The organism is Erwinia sp. AnSW2-5 (genome assembly GCF_045107195.1).
Classification (GTDB): domain Bacteria; phylum Pseudomonadota; class Gammaproteobacteria; order Enterobacterales; family Enterobacteriaceae; genus Erwinia.
Window position 1 is genome coordinate 16,852 of record NZ_JBJGXA010000030.1, and the last position, 13,341, is coordinate 30,192.

Genomic DNA, 13,341 nt, shown 5'->3' on the forward strand with positions numbered 1-13,341 from the left:
GACATGCAGGAAGAAAAAGGGGTACTGGCAATTTTGCTGCTGCTGATGACCGGGGCGCTGATCGCGCTGGGAAATCTGCTGGTCAGCCCGGAGCAGGTGACCCCGCGTCTTTTTTTGGGGCGCATCATTCTGGGATCGGCAACGTCCATGGTGGCCGGGGCGGTGCTGGTCTGGATACCTGGGCTTTCGCTCACTGCGATCCTGGGTATCGGGTCGGGGCTGGGGATTGCAGGTCACCAGGCGATTGAAATGTGGCTTAAACGCAAAGGCAGCACGCTGCTGACGGGGAAAAAACCAGTATGACACTGAGCGAAAAACAGCAGCTGTTTACCGCGCTTGTGGCGCAGCTGATTAACTTTGCAGACAACAACGGAATGCGACTGACGTTTGGAGAAGCATATCGTACGCCGGAACAGGCAAAGCTGAATGCAAAAAGCGGGACGGGTATCAGCAACAGCCTGCACACCCAGCGTCTGGCGGTGGATTTTAATTTGTTTATCAACGGCGAGTATAAAACCCGCACTGAAGATTACCGCGCCCTTGGTGAATACTGGGAGTCCATCGGGGGGAGCTGGGGCGGCCGCTTCAAAAGCAACCCGGACGGCAATCACTTTAGCCTGGAACATAACGGGGTGCGCTGATGGCCAGAAACGTGGCGCTGATTGTTTTCGCTGTGCTGGGCGCGTTTCTGGCCGGGTGGACGGCCGCAGGGTGGGAGCGGGACAGCACCGACCTGGTGATCGAGCGTGCCGCCAGCGCCAGCGCTGAAAAAAGCCGGGTTGCCGTTCAGGCCATCTCCAGCGCATCGGGAAAAAAACTGGAAACGCAACTGGAGGAGCTGAGGGATGTTATTCCCGCGTCAATTCGTACTGAGGTGGTTAAGCCTGTTTTTACTCATGTCTGCGTCTCTGATGATTTTGTCGGGATGTACAACGCCGCCATTGAAAAAGCAGAACGAACCTTATCAGGAAAACCTGAAAGTAAAATGCTCCGTTAATCTTCCCCGGTTAACGGCTAATAACGGACAGGCCGCCGCAGAGTCTTTGATTAAATGGCTGGATATTTATTCCGTCTGCGCGGCACGTCACAACCAGTTAATTGATGAAATCTTAATAAGAGAGAGTTTGAATAATGGCTAAATCAATTGTGTTGACCATCGCCGGGACTGATATTTCATTTTCACCCGACATGGCAACGTATAACAAATATATCAATGAAATGTCCATGAGCAATAAGGTCGCTCCTGCGCATAATTTCCTTATCCGTATTGTGGAAGCAGGCAGCAAAGAAGCGCTGTTGAAAATCATGGAGCAACCGGGAGCTACGCTACAAATTGTCGGTAAAGTTCTGGAAGAGTACACGCCAGAGCTGGAAATTACGGTAAAAAACTAACCGAGCGGGTCCGTAATATAGAATCTAACGGACTCGAACAATACGTTATTTTGCGACGACACTATTTACCCCATGAGGATAATAGTGAGGACAGTCTCGCCGCTGCGCTGTGGCTGGATAACCGACACTGGGAATATCAACGTATATCCGTGGCTAACGGTGTTGCGCTGGCATTTAAAGGAAAAGAATGAAGTCACTGGAATTTACACTATCGCTGATTGATAAAATAACCCGCCCGTTAAAACAGGCGCAGGGTTCGGTGACGTCATTTGCTGATAAATCCCGTGCTTCATTCCAGCGTATTGCGGTGGGTGGTGCCGGGCTGTTTGGTGTGGGCATGGCGATCAAGGGCGCGTTAGGACCTGCGATTGAGATGTACGACACATTGCAGGAGCAGTCAGCAAGGGGTATCGACAGCAGCGCTTTAAAAACAATTGAGCGTGATGCGAATACATTCGCAATGGCATACGGAAAAAGTGCAGTGGAATTCGTTCAATCTACCGCTGACATTAACGCTTCTATTGCCGGGCTGACGGCAACAGAGCTACCGAAAGTCACACGTACCGCCAACATTACCGCCGCAGCACTGGGCGGCACGGCGGCAGAGTCGGCTGAGTTCATGGGCCAGATGTTCGCTAATTTCCAGAGCTATGCAAATCAGGTCGGCAAGGTCCAGTTTGCTGAGGAACTGGCGGGAAAAATGTCGTACATGAAGAACACTTTCGGTACTGATATGGCGGCCATCAAAGACCTGATGGAGGGCGCACGCGGGGTCGGCTCTAACTTCGGTGTTGGCATTGATGAACAAATGGCCGTCATGGGCCAACTGAGGCGCACGCTGGGTTCAGAGGCCAGCGGAGCCTATGAAGGGTTTATGAATGCGGCGCTTGAGGGCGGCAAAAAGCTGGGCGTCAGTCTCAGTGATTCGGCCGGAAAAATGCTTTCAATGCCTGAAATGCTGATTAAGTTGCAGGGTAAATATGGCAATAGCATTGAAGGTAATCTCAAGGCGCAGGCCGCGCTTGATGCGGCGTTCGGTGACAGTTCGGCGGTGGTTAAGCAGCTGTGGGGCAACGTTGATGTCCTTCAGCGAAATATCACCGAGTTGGGCGGCAGTGACGGGCTGAAGCGCACGCAGGAGATGGCGGGCAAGATGGTGAAGCCCTGGGATCGCTTCATGGAAATCCTGACGGCCATCCGCCGAGTGATCGGTCTGACGCTGATACCGGTTCTTTATCCGATGCTTAACCGCCTTGCGGATATGGGACAGACCTTTGCTCGCTGGATGCAGATGTTTCCCAACATCGCCCGCGTTGTGGGCTATGCCGCGCTGGCCATTCTGAGTTTTGCAGCGGTGGGGGCCGGGGCTAACGTTGTGATGGGTGTTGGTGCGTTTGTTATGCGGGGGCTAACGGGTGTCTGGCGTGGCTTAATGCTGGTCACTAAGCTGCACACTGCCGCGCTCTGGATCGCGCAAAAAGCCACTATGGCGTTTGGCTTCATCATGAAGGTATTGCGCGGCGTGCTGATGGCGGTACGTATGGCCGCGATGCTGACAGGGCTGGCGATCAATCTCATGAGCTGGCCGATCCTGCTGATTATCGCGGCTGTTGCGCTGCTGGCCGCTGGTTGTTATCTGCTTGTCAGGCACTGGGACCAGATAAAAGCGGCAATCATGGATACCACTTCATTTCAGGTCCTGGCTGCTGTCGTGAGGGCAGTTGCCGGGGTATTTGTCAAAGCCTGGGAATTTATTGCCGAAGGCTGGAACAGTTTTATCGCACTGCTGACTAATTTCTCTATTACAAAAACGCTGGGTAACGTCGCCAGCGGCATTATGAGTGTTTTTGGGAATGTCTGGGCTTCGGTCAAGCGTACGGCAATGAGTTCACTGAACTGGCTTATTGAAAAACTGAACATGATACCGGGTATTGACATTGACTTAATTGGGGGAGTGCCGGACCCGCAGCCGCCCGTAATTGATAACACGCTATCTACTGGCGGGAATATTAACGGCATTGAAAAGGGCGGAATTAATAAAACCCTGTCAAGTAATAGTAAAAGCATGACGGATAACAGTAAGCGAATTGATAAGGTTGAAATTCACACCGCCAACGGAATGACGCCGGGGCAGCTAATGGAATGGCAGGAGATGGCCGGATGAGTGATTTATTATATATCGACCTGCTGATTGAAGGTGGTAGCTTCTCACTGAATGGCGGTAATGAACCCGTTACCTGCAATAATAAGCAGAGCATCGGACAGGATATTGTTCATTCTATTATTGAATCTGGTCTGGTTGTTGAGCTTATTGCAGAGCGCAGCCCGATATTACGTGCTGATGTATTCACTCAGCTTGAACTGCTGGTTGAAAGCGACGAACGCATTATTCCCGGAACGGTTGAAATTCAGGAGGAAAGCGCAAAGCGATTATTTGTCACAGCACAAACTTATGAATTCGGAACGATAAACGCGGGGGTGTCATTGTGACGACTAAGCCGGACGTGGATTTTACCGAAGTATTAAAACAGAACGGCGTTCCGGTTACAGCTGACGCTGTGCGCCAGGAATTTGATTCCATCGTTAAGGCCGAAGGGCTTATTACGAATACGTCGCGTATGTCGCCGTTCTGGCGGCTGATTACGGCGATTGTCACCATGCCAGCGATGTGGCTGATTAAGGCCCTGGCCGATACCGTGCTGGCAAACATGTTTCTGGCCACCGCCAGCGGGGCCATGTTGCGCCTGCTGGCCTGGGCGGTAAACATCACACCGAAGCCCGCCACGGCTGCGCAGGGTGTGATCCGTTTCATCAAACAAGATGCTAAGGCCGTTGTGACAGTGAAAGCGGGGACGGCGGTTCAGACTGAGCGCATTAACGGCGTGGTGTACGTGCTGGCAACGGTTGCTGACGTGACGATGGCGGCAGACAAGCCAGACGCGCAGATTGCGGTAACAGCTTCCGGTACGGGCGGTGCGTGGAATCTTGCGCCGGGGTATTACCGGATTTTACCCGTTGCGGTGACCGGGATCGCTCGTGTGGAAAATGGTGAAAACTGGCTGACGTCACCGGGGGCCGATGAAGAGTCTGATGACGATCTGCGGGACCGCGCCCGCAATCAGTTTAACCTAGTCGGAAATTATCACACTGACGCGGTGTACCGTTCGATGATCGCCAGCGTGGCCGGGTTAAGTATTGACCGGATTTTTTTTGAACACGATGCCCCACGCGGACCGGGAACGGCAAATGCCTACCTGTTGTTGGATACCGGGGTGGTGTCATCGCCGTTTGTTGATGCGGTTAATGCCTACATCAACACGCAGGGCCATCACGGCCACGGTGATGATATGCAGTGCTATCCGATGCCGGAAACCCTTCACGATCTGGCTGTAACCGTGTATGTCAAAAATCTGGACAACGTTACGGCTGAAGACCAGGCGGCATTAGTGAGCGGGGTGAGTAATCTGATTCGAAGTGCATTTCGTGAGAACAGTGAGTTTGATGTAGAGCGCACGTGGCCATTTATGCGTTTTTCATTTTCAAATCTGGCACATGAGGCCCATCGCCAGTTCAGCCTGATCGACTCTCTGGAATTTTCGCTGGCAGACATCATCAGTGATATGTCCGTGCCGCGCCTGAAAACGCTAACGGTGGTGCCTGCCAATGCCTGATTTCATCAAAAAGCTATCGGGGCTTTCCCTGCCGTCATGGATGAATGCCGGGGAGCCGGAAAAGCTGCTGAAAGCGGCGCGTGTGTGGTGGGCGAAGGTGTACGGCTGGATAACCTTTCCGCTGACCCGGTTTGATCCGCTGACCTGCCCGGAGCCGTTTCTCAATCTGATGGCATACGACAGGGACATTACCCGCTTCAGCAAAGAACCGCTGAGTCTCTTTCGTTTACGGGTGGCTTACGCCTTCATCAATGCCCGTGATGCGGGTTCGGTGGCGGGATTTATCGCCATTTTTGAACGACTGGGAATCGGTTACGTAGAGCTGCTGGAGCGCCAGCCGGAGATTGACTGGGACGTGATTACCGTCCGGGTTTCGGATGGTCAGCTGGCGGCTAATCCTGACCTGATGTTGCAGATCATCAGGCAGTACGGGCGTACCTGTCGCCGCTATCAGTTTGAGGTGCTGACCAGTCAGAAACTGTTTATCAGTGCGGGCTGGGAGGGCGGGGAATACGTCTGTTATCAGGGCGGAAACAGCCCACGCGGTGAAGTGAAACCCGGTGAATACCTTTGCTTCCCGGCGCGTCTCGAAAATCAAACTAACGCCTCGTTTGGCGCAAAAATATAGGTGCATCATGAGTCAGACAGTTATCACAAAAGCTTTTGAGCGGCTTAAGGCGCAGCAGGCGGCTAACGGTTCCATTGTTACGCTTGATGAATTTGTTTTTGCAAACGTGCCGGATTTAAACATTACCGACCCGATCAACCGTGACGAGTCATGGCCCGCAGGTAGTCAGATTACTCACCGTCAGGCGGTGAGTAAAACGGGCATGGTGAATGAAAACGCGGTGGTGTACTCCGTTGTGCTGGGCGCTGATACCGGGGATTTTGAATTCAACTGGGTTGGTCTTGTACATAAGAGCAGCAACACCGTGGCGATGATTGTTCATGCCCCTTTGCAGAAGAAAATTAAAACCGCAGCAGGGCAGCAGGGCAACGTACTCACGCGCTCGTTTTTGATGGAATATAACGGCGCGTCACAACAGACCCAGATTATTACCCCGGCAGACACATGGCAGATTGATTTTACCGCCCGTCTGGCCGGAATGGACGAGCGCACCCGCCTGGAAAATATCGACATCTGGGCTAATGCCGGCTTTATCAATGATGGTTTTTTGGTGACTAAATCCGGCAGTCAATACAGCGTAAAAGCGGGGGCTGGTTATGTGTCCGGCTTGCGTGCTGAACTGCTGGCTACACAGGATATTGTCATCGCTGCGAAACCGTCAAAGGTTTGGGTTGATGTGTGCTGGCGCGGAACGCTTTCCAGTGAATGGCGGGTGGAAACAAAAATAACCGTGGCTGATGCGCTGGCAGATTATTACATCGGTGATGAAAAGCATTACGTCTTTGCCCTGGCGCAAATTAATGCAGATGGTTCCGTTACCGACCTGCGCCCCCACGGAAATAAGACGGATCGTGATCTTCAGCCATCTGGCACGGTGAAAGCGTTGCAGGAGCTGGCCCCGGAAGCCAAAAAACTGGTGTGGTTCGGTGCAGACAAAGCGCTGGGTAAAACCCCCTTGAGTGATTACGCCCGCACGTTGCTGGAGAAAGTCAGCGCAGAGGAAACACTTAAATATTTCGGGTTGAGTGACTACGCGCGCCAGATGCTGGCTCAGGAAAATACCGGTGAATTGCTGGACTTTCTGGGGCTGAAGGATCTGCCTTTCATGATGAAGTATGGATGCACGATGGTGGGTGAGTTAATTGCATGGCCGCTGGCAAAAATGCCACATGAAATCTGGCCGGATATGACGATGGTATTTATTCCCTACATCGCCCAGTCATTTGATCCGGAAAGATATCCCCTTCTGGCGCAGCTACATCCCGCTCATGTTCTGCCTGCTGATATGCGCGCGGAATGGGTTCGCGGCTGGGATAATGGGCGCGGTTCAGATCCGGCGCGGGTATTGATGAGTGCCCAGGGTGATGCATCACGTCCCATAACGGGAATGGTGGAGGGCAGGACGTCAGACTCGCAGGGCCGGGTATTCGGTGGCAATCCTACGGGGGTATTTACGGTATCGGGTCAGGCTTCGGGATCGACATACGCTTCTGCCACGGTGAGTAGTGCGCTGGGGACTGATCGCTATGGCCAGCTCTCTTTCAACTCAGCATTACAGGTACCCACCGCAGCGGAAAACCGGACGCGCAACGTTGCATGGCATTTCATTGTGAGGGCTAAATAATGTTTGATGAAAACGGCAACGCCAAAGAAACCAGCATCGTGACAGTATGTGGCTTTGATCGTGAAAGTGGGGAATATCAGGCAACGTATGAGGTTAGGGTCCTGATTGGTACAGGAATCCCGGGGTTTTCAACGCTGACGCCGCCCCCGGCAAGTAAGCCCGGATATGCTTGCGTCTGGCGCGGGGATGAATGGGAGTATGTTGCTGACTTCAGAGGGACGACGGTGTATTCCGTTGCTGACGGCCAGGCACAGAACGTATCCAGTCTGGGTGCAATGAAAGCAGGATTTGTGAAAGTGGCCCCGGCAACTCCGTTTGATACATGGAATGGCAAAAAGTGGGTTACAGATGCAGATGCACAAAAGGCCGCGCAGGTCGTTCAGCTTGAGGCAGTGCGCACCAGCCTGCTGTCTGAGGCTGATGACATCATGCGTGACTGGCGCGACGAGCTGTCGTTGGGGGTCATCAGCGATGATGACAAAGCGAAGCTGTTGAGCTGGCTGGACTATAAGAAACGCGTTAAAGCCGTTGATATTTCGCTGGGGGAATCCATCATTTGGCCAGAGGAACCTGCTGATGTGGCGTAAAGCTGACATTGCTTTCTCTGACGCGGCGGCGTTGTCATGCTCGATTGTTGCGGCGCATCCGTGGGTGTACGGATTGGGTCAGCAGACACCTAACGGGGCGTATCTTAGCCCGGTTAATGCGGTCACCTGGCTGGCCGGAAAGCTGGCCAGCATGGGCGGCGATGCTGACATGACTGTGTTTATGATCTGTGGTGATTCCCATGACGGTTTTATGCAGTCACTTAATCTGCTGACTACCGTTTTTCCCGCCCCGGCTTTCACTCAGGTGGCACGGCTGGCGCAATCTTCAGCGGTGCTCAATACGGTAAAAATGCAGCTGCCCGCAAAGGGGATTAACAGCCTGCCACCCTCGCTGCCGCTTTCCGTTCCAACAAGCCGCGCCGCTCTGAATGCACAGCGCACCGCAGCCGCGCAGGCGGAGGCCAGCGCGGGTAGCAGTCTGGAGGGGTTGAAAGCACAGCTGGGCCAGTTTGCTGCGGAACATGCCAGCCTGCTGGATAGCATCAGCGGCGGGCTGGAAGACCTGAAAGCAAAGTCGGCGCCAGCCTGGGTTTATACATCACGTGGCGATGTGGCCACCGCCGCCGCAGAATTGCTCAAAAATATCCCGCAGCCATCCGCTATTTACACCGTGGCCATGATGTTCGTTGGTGAGGATTTGACGGCGCTGGGAGGGATGATCCATGACATCGATAGCCACGTTCGCCCTTGATGGCGAGGGCATTTTACTGAAAAGCATCCGCATCACCCTTTCGATGGCGTTTGAAGAAAAAGACCAGTCAGGACAGACGTCCAGCACGGCGACAGCAGAACAGGGTATTAAGGCAAAGGAGCTGCGTGTCTCCGGTCTGGTCCCGTTCAGTACGCCCGAAGTGCTGAAGCGCATTTTTGAACTGGCCAGCGCCCGAGACGGCGGCGGAAAGCTGAAGGTTTACCGCATCGCGTGCCTTGAAGCGCGCAGCGTGAACTTTCGTGAGGGGAGTTTCACGGGAAATATCGACGCACCTCGCCAGGATAAAGAAATGGCCTGGCTGGTGACGTTTACGATCAAAGAGCGCCTGAGCGTTGATGAAAAAAAACAGGCGCGGGCAAGCGGGAAAATCAGCGCGACGAAACAGGGCACTTCCGGCGCTGGTGTGGGTGGTAGTGTTGCTGCTGCTGAGGATGAAGAGAAAATGACGTGGTTTGAACGCAAGGTGCTTAAGCCCGTCAATGATTCGCTGGGGTAGGGATGAAACCGATTAAAAAGCTGTGGCTGTCGAGTGAGCTGGTACACCTGGCAGACGTCAATATTGCGCTGGAGCTGAACGGGTGCGGCCGGGGGTTCATCACGGCGGAAACCAGCGAGGATTTCACGGGTAAAATGGTCCGGCTGGATGTGGGCTACACGGATAAGCTGCTGCGCTGGTTTACGGGATACGTTGAGCGCAGCCAGCCCGCAGAGAATGGCTATCAACGCCTGTTTGTGCGTGAAATGGTGGGTATCTTTGATCGCGACTGGCCGTGCTCTTTTCAGCATCCTACTTTGCGTCAGATCGCGGCCTGGCTGACGGAAAACAGCGGCCTGACGGTCAGCGTGGCCAGTGCGGATTATGCCGATAAGCCGATCCCTCATTTCACGCATTCCGGTACGGGTTTTCAACTGCTGGCCAGTCTGGGTGCGGCATTTCATGTGACCGATTATCAGTGGTATCAGTTGCCGGATGGTGACGTCTGGCTGGGTGCCGCTGAACATGCCCTGTTTGCCGGAAAACCCGTTGAAATCCCGGCTGAATTTGCCAGCAGTGCGGCGGGCGGTAATTCCATGACTATTCCCGTTGTGCAGAGCATCCGCCCCGGCGTTGAGCTGAATGGCCAGCGCGTGACGCGTGTCCGCCTGCACAATGACGATCTTGAAATCACCTGGACCCCGCGCAACAAAGCCACGGGCGCACCACTGCAAAAAACGCCGCTACAGCGCCAGGTGGAAACCGCTTACCCGGAGCTGGCATCCGGTGTGCACCTGCCGAAGTTTGCGCGGGTAACCGCGCCCAGCGAAGCGGTAACCAGCGGTGATTTTGCTGACCCGTTCCGGCCACGCTATGCGGTCAACGTGCAGCTGCTGGACGCTGACGGTAACCCGGACAAAAACACGCCTGAATATCCCGCTGTGCCGCTTCCGGTGCCGGGGGCGGGTAACGATTCCGGCACGTTCCAGTTTCCCCCCGAAGGGACGCTGGTAGAGATCGGTTTCAATGGAGGCCGCCCGGATAAGCCTTTCGTCCGACAGACCATGCCAGAGGGCAACAGCCTGCCGGATGTTAAACCGGGTGAGCAGCTACAGCAGCAGCGGGAGGAAGTTTCGCAGCGCATCACACAGGGCGGTGACTGGGTGCGTAAAACTGACCAGACGATCAGTGAATCATCTATGTCACGCGTGGTTGAGGCTGACGACGAAAGGCGCACGCTGGTCGCACGTGAAACCACTATCAAGGCCACGGACAAAACCACGGTGGTGGGCAAGGTCACGCTGATGGCCGGAGCCATCCAGCATGTCACCCTGGGGGATTACGCGCTGGCCATCCAGGGTAACAGAGTGGCCAGCATCGGAGGAGACTGTAAAACCAGCATCAGCGGTAACCGTGATGCCCGCATTGCGGGCGGCAGTACCAGCGAGATAGCGGGCGACCTGCTGGAAAAAACCGGAGGTATCCGCAGCAGCGTTGCGGCCGCACAGCAGCAGATCATTGCGCCAGTCGTCTGGGTCGGTAGTCAGCAGATTAACGTCATGCAGCTGATGCTCGATACGCTCGATGTGGTCAGGCAGCTGGCGCAGCTGACAGCAGCCCACACGCACCCGGACACCGGAGCGCCAACCAACGCAGCAGCCATTACGCAGGCCGGAAGTCAGGCCAATACGCTGAAGGAAAAATACAAACCGGTAATCGGTTAATCCGGCCATCCACACCAGCCCGCCGCGTGCGGGCTTTTTTACGCCCCGCACCAGAGCCACTCAATTGCGTGCAGTGAGGCGCTGTCTCACGGCTATCCCCGTTTCACATCAAAAAGTATTGACCCCACAGCGTGGCGCACAGCCAGCGACAGCCTGACAAAATAAACTGATCGGAGACGAAAACGGCACTACACCGCACCCGCCTGCCGTTTTTGGATCTGAAAGTTATTTCAGTTTCAGATTTCTACAAACCAACCCGCCAGCCCGCGCTGCTGCTGGGGCTTTGCCGGAGAACCGGAACTGAAAAGATTGAAAAGGATTTCAGTGTTTTTCAGTTTTGCGGATCGTTCATGGATCGTTGGAAAATCATAACAGTAAGATATTAAATAGGTTTTTCTATTTTACGTCGGTTGGCTAGATCGTTGCGTGGATCGTTTGTCGTGGAGCGGAAAGCGAAGAAAGCCAGGCGGGCCGCTGGCTTCGGGGGTATTGGGTTGACTTCAGAGACTGAAAAAGTTGGGAGGGCATCGTGCAAATATCAGGACAAATATCCATGCCAGAAGACGCCGCCCTTTTGTTCGTAGCGCCTCCAGAATGATTTTTCGGTAAGCGCTCCGGTATTGATAAGGCAGAATACTGGCTCACACCATGCGTGCGGAAAACCATTCCGGGTAAGGGGGCGTTCTTTCGGTTCCTCAAGAAAAGAGAATCCACTTTGTATAATAGAGGTGTACGGTTCGTGCTGGTAACGACTCATTGCCATACCTAACGTATCAGAGTACGGGTTATAGTAATCATCGGTTTCAATGTCAGGTGAAGAATCATTTATATAAGCTCCGGTAGGTGGCGTGTCATTGTAGTGAACGCTGACGGTACTATTAAAAACCACACCTCCCGCAATTCGTGTTAATTTTTTAGATTCGCTTGCAAGGCTTGCCAGACTCCCAGAACTTCTAAATATGATGGTTAAATAAAACGAGCCTAGCATCTCTGCTGAATAATAAGCGGGTTTGGGTTCCTTAACCACACGTGTATTTATAATTTTAGGAACGCCTGAGTGCCATGATGTTTTGTTAACTGAGATGGCAAAATCCACCTGGTCTCCTGTTGCTCGTTCCAGTGCGTGAGCCATCCCGCCAAATGCTGTTATTGCCGGGAATCCTGTCGCCATCATGCCTGCATTAATTACGCACCTTTCCAGCCTGACATTTAACTGAACGTAATCACCTGACCACTTTGATTCTGAATAGTTTTTCCTTAGTCGGGCAAAGTGTCGCATAACACCACGCTGTAACATTACCGATTCACCATAATTCCCCAGTGATGCGGGATTGGGCTGTATTGTCCATTTAAAGTGAGGGAGTTCTTTTTCTTTTATTCTGTTGAATAGTTCATATAAAAGGCCACAGGAACCTACAGGGCTGGCAGAAACATAGCTCCCCGCATATGGCAAAAGAATCTGTTTTACTTTCCCACTGGTAATATTGGGAAGAATGGGTGTGGAAACCATATCACTCCCTGGCATCGCCCTGCATTCCTCAAGGTATTGTTTCATCGTTGCGGCATTCGCAGGGATTGCAAAAAACTTACGCCGCATTCTTACCGTTTGAGATGAAATTAAATTAGGGTTGTGGGCTTCTTTAATTTCAGCTGATATACCGGACTGTTTGATTGTTGCATCAATTGCTTTTACTGAATGTGTGCCAATCATATAAAATATCTCTATGTGTTGGTTCAGGGTTGGCTAATTTAGTTAACCTATTGAGAGTGGTTTTGTAAATTCATGGTGCCAGTCATTATCACTGATAATTTCGCCATTGGATTCACGCGCTGCCAGAGGGCCGCACACATCAAGGATTGTCTGTGCTTCTTCCGTGGACAGGTAGATATCCATTCCGTTTTCAGCATACGCTTGCACTGCTTCAGCGTTTAACAGGTTAGTGGCGCGATATTCAGATGCGGCGCTGTCCATGATGGCCTCAGCAACATTCAGTAATTGTGATTCGTTCATTATTTCGTTCCTTTCGTTGATCCATTCATCAATAAGGCCGTGGGCCTGAGTAAAAACGACTAACTTGACTGCTGCTATTGCTGCTGCTGGCGGTTCTCTTTCCCCTGACTCCCACTTGTAAACAGTGCGGTACGGTATGTTGAGCAATTCGGCCAGGCCCGTTGTGTTGGTGTTCAGCCTGTTGCATGCCAGTTGGATAATGTTCATATCTAGTCCGTTTTCGTTGGTGTGAATCTAGTATGTACCCATTGGGTAAGTAATGCAAGAAAGAGTTACCCATTGGGTAATTATGTGATTGGTTTTTTGAGAGGGTGAATTGCCAGGGTGATTTTGTTTAGTGGGAGGATCGTGGCGGGATGCCTGCCGCCACTTTGCCGCCACTTGACAATAGTTTAACTATAAATTATTGATTTTAATCAATAATTACAAGTATTTGTGTTATTTTGCATAACTTTCTATACCTATGATTTGTATAGTGTTTTTATATAAAACAATA

Annotated in this window: 16 protein-coding genes; 14 read left to right on the forward strand and 2 right to left on the reverse strand. The window is 52.7% G+C overall.

Annotated elements, in window-relative coordinates; translation table 11 throughout:
* Window positions 1–3 precede the first annotated feature (3 nt).
* The 14 genes from ACFL9S_RS18065 to ACFL9S_RS18130 all read left to right on the forward strand — a co-directional run bounded on the left by ACFL9S_RS18065 (window position 4) and on the right by ACFL9S_RS18130 (window position 10,834).
* Window positions 4–303, forward strand: a complete 300-nt coding sequence (locus tag ACFL9S_RS18065) for a holin (protein ID WP_405263251.1) — start codon at window positions 4–6, stop codon at window positions 301–303.
* Window positions 300–641: a M15 family metallopeptidase gene (locus ACFL9S_RS18070; RefSeq protein ID WP_405263252.1), complete on the forward strand. Its 342-nt coding sequence runs from the start codon at window positions 300–302 to the stop codon at window positions 639–641. Before ACFL9S_RS18065 ends, ACFL9S_RS18070 begins: the two co-directional genes overlap by 4 nt.
* A complete protein-coding gene (locus ACFL9S_RS18075) occupies window positions 641–997 on the forward strand; it encodes a hypothetical protein (RefSeq protein WP_405263253.1) in 357 nt (118 codons plus the stop codon). Before ACFL9S_RS18070 ends, ACFL9S_RS18075 begins: the two co-directional genes overlap by 1 nt.
* A 134-nt stretch (window positions 998–1,131) precedes the next feature.
* Entirely contained in the window at window positions 1,132–1,392 is a 261-nt protein-coding gene (locus ACFL9S_RS18080; protein WP_405263254.1) for a putative phage tail assembly chaperone, read from the forward strand.
* Between the two features lie 50 nt (window positions 1,393–1,442).
* Window positions 1,443–1,583: a DUF6890 family protein gene (locus tag ACFL9S_RS18085; protein WP_253537018.1), complete on the forward strand. Its 141-nt coding sequence runs from the start codon at window positions 1,443–1,445 to the stop codon at window positions 1,581–1,583.
* Window positions 1,580–3,556, forward strand: coding sequence for a phage tail tape measure protein (locus tag ACFL9S_RS18090; RefSeq protein WP_405263255.1), 1,977 nt, complete (start codon window positions 1,580–1,582; stop codon window positions 3,554–3,556). Before ACFL9S_RS18085 ends, ACFL9S_RS18090 begins: the two co-directional genes overlap by 4 nt.
* The gene (locus tag ACFL9S_RS18095; protein WP_405263256.1) at window positions 3,553–3,882 is read left to right on the forward strand and encodes a DUF2590 family protein; all 330 of its coding nucleotides are present in this window, start codon (window positions 3,553–3,555) and stop codon (window positions 3,880–3,882) included. The genes ACFL9S_RS18090 and ACFL9S_RS18095 overlap by 4 nt, the downstream gene beginning before the upstream one ends.
* Window positions 3,879–5,063 carry a baseplate J/gp47 family protein gene (locus ACFL9S_RS18100; RefSeq protein ID WP_405263257.1) on the forward strand — a complete coding sequence of 395 codons (1,185 nt, stop codon included), beginning with the start codon at window positions 3,879–3,881 and terminating at the stop codon, window positions 5,061–5,063. Before ACFL9S_RS18095 ends, ACFL9S_RS18100 begins: the two co-directional genes overlap by 4 nt.
* The gene (locus ACFL9S_RS18105) at window positions 5,056–5,691 is read left to right on the forward strand and encodes a hypothetical protein (RefSeq protein WP_405263258.1); all 636 of its coding nucleotides are present in this window, start codon (window positions 5,056–5,058) and stop codon (window positions 5,689–5,691) included. Before ACFL9S_RS18100 ends, ACFL9S_RS18105 begins: the two co-directional genes overlap by 8 nt.
* 7 nt (window positions 5,692–5,698) lie before the next feature.
* Window positions 5,699–7,315 (forward strand): phage tail protein, encoded by a 1,617-nt coding sequence (locus ACFL9S_RS18110; RefSeq protein ID WP_405263259.1) that lies wholly within the window; start codon window positions 5,699–5,701, stop codon window positions 7,313–7,315.
* Window positions 7,315–7,902, forward strand: coding sequence for a tail fiber assembly protein (locus ACFL9S_RS18115; protein WP_405263260.1), 588 nt, complete (start codon window positions 7,315–7,317; stop codon window positions 7,900–7,902). The genes ACFL9S_RS18110 and ACFL9S_RS18115 overlap by 1 nt, the downstream gene beginning before the upstream one ends.
* Window positions 7,892–8,614 carry a hypothetical protein gene (locus ACFL9S_RS18120; protein WP_405263261.1) on the forward strand — a complete coding sequence of 241 codons (723 nt, stop codon included), beginning with the start codon at window positions 7,892–7,894 and terminating at the stop codon, window positions 8,612–8,614. The genes ACFL9S_RS18115 and ACFL9S_RS18120 overlap by 11 nt, the downstream gene beginning before the upstream one ends.
* Complete coding sequence (locus tag ACFL9S_RS18125) at window positions 8,586–9,131, forward strand: hypothetical protein (protein ID WP_405263262.1); 546 nt, start codon at window positions 8,586–8,588, stop codon at window positions 9,129–9,131. The genes ACFL9S_RS18120 and ACFL9S_RS18125 overlap by 29 nt, the downstream gene beginning before the upstream one ends.
* A 2-nt stretch (window positions 9,132–9,133) precedes the next feature.
* On the forward strand, window positions 9,134–10,834 hold the full coding sequence (locus ACFL9S_RS18130; RefSeq protein WP_405263263.1) for a hypothetical protein: 1,701 nt from the start codon (window positions 9,134–9,136) through the stop codon (window positions 10,832–10,834).
* Between the two features lie 538 nt (window positions 10,835–11,372).
* On the opposite strand, the gene ACFL9S_RS18135 is transcribed toward ACFL9S_RS18130, so the two are convergent.
* Together ACFL9S_RS18135 and ACFL9S_RS18140 are read right to left on the reverse strand one after the other, a co-directional pair.
* Entirely contained in the window at window positions 11,373–12,545 is a 1,173-nt protein-coding gene (locus tag ACFL9S_RS18135) for a hypothetical protein (RefSeq protein WP_405263264.1), read from the reverse strand.
* Between the two features lie 42 nt (window positions 12,546–12,587).
* Window positions 12,588–13,052, reverse strand: a complete 465-nt coding sequence (locus tag ACFL9S_RS18140) for a helix-turn-helix domain-containing protein (RefSeq protein ID WP_405263265.1) — start codon at window positions 13,050–13,052, stop codon at window positions 12,588–12,590.
* Window positions 13,053–13,341: the final 289 nt, after the last annotated feature.

Excerpts from the sequence above, each read along its gene's own strand:
- ACFL9S_RS18080 (WP_405263254.1), top strand. The coding sequence starts at position 1,132 with ATGGCTAAATCAATTGTGTTGACCATCGCCGGGACTGATATTTCATTT.
- ACFL9S_RS18065 (WP_405263251.1), top strand. The coding sequence starts at position 4 with ATGCAGGAAGAAAAAGGGGTACTGGCAATTTTGCTGCTGCTGATGACC.
- ACFL9S_RS18090 (WP_405263255.1), top strand. The coding sequence starts at position 1,580 with ATGAAGTCACTGGAATTTACACTATCGCTGATTGATAAAATAACCCGC.
- ACFL9S_RS18120 (WP_405263261.1), top strand. The coding sequence starts at position 7,892 with ATGTGGCGTAAAGCTGACATTGCTTTCTCTGACGCGGCGGCGTTGTCA.
- ACFL9S_RS18075 (WP_405263253.1), top strand. The coding sequence starts at position 641 with ATGGCCAGAAACGTGGCGCTGATTGTTTTCGCTGTGCTGGGCGCGTTT.
- ACFL9S_RS18115 (WP_405263260.1), top strand. The coding sequence starts at position 7,315 with ATGTTTGATGAAAACGGCAACGCCAAAGAAACCAGCATCGTGACAGTA.
- ACFL9S_RS18125 (WP_405263262.1), top strand. The coding sequence starts at position 8,586 with ATGACATCGATAGCCACGTTCGCCCTTGATGGCGAGGGCATTTTACTG.
- ACFL9S_RS18135 (WP_405263264.1), bottom strand. The coding sequence starts at position 12,545 with ATGATTGGCACACATTCAGTAAAAGCAATTGATGCAACAATCAAACAG.
- ACFL9S_RS18070 (WP_405263252.1), top strand. The coding sequence starts at position 300 with ATGACACTGAGCGAAAAACAGCAGCTGTTTACCGCGCTTGTGGCGCAG.
- ACFL9S_RS18110 (WP_405263259.1), top strand. The coding sequence starts at position 5,699 with ATGAGTCAGACAGTTATCACAAAAGCTTTTGAGCGGCTTAAGGCGCAG.
- ACFL9S_RS18130 (WP_405263263.1), top strand. The coding sequence starts at position 9,134 with ATGAAACCGATTAAAAAGCTGTGGCTGTCGAGTGAGCTGGTACACCTG.
- ACFL9S_RS18105 (WP_405263258.1), top strand. The coding sequence starts at position 5,056 with ATGCCTGATTTCATCAAAAAGCTATCGGGGCTTTCCCTGCCGTCATGG.
- ACFL9S_RS18140 (WP_405263265.1), bottom strand. The coding sequence starts at position 13,052 with ATGAACATTATCCAACTGGCATGCAACAGGCTGAACACCAACACAACG.
- ACFL9S_RS18095 (WP_405263256.1), top strand. The coding sequence starts at position 3,553 with ATGAGTGATTTATTATATATCGACCTGCTGATTGAAGGTGGTAGCTTC.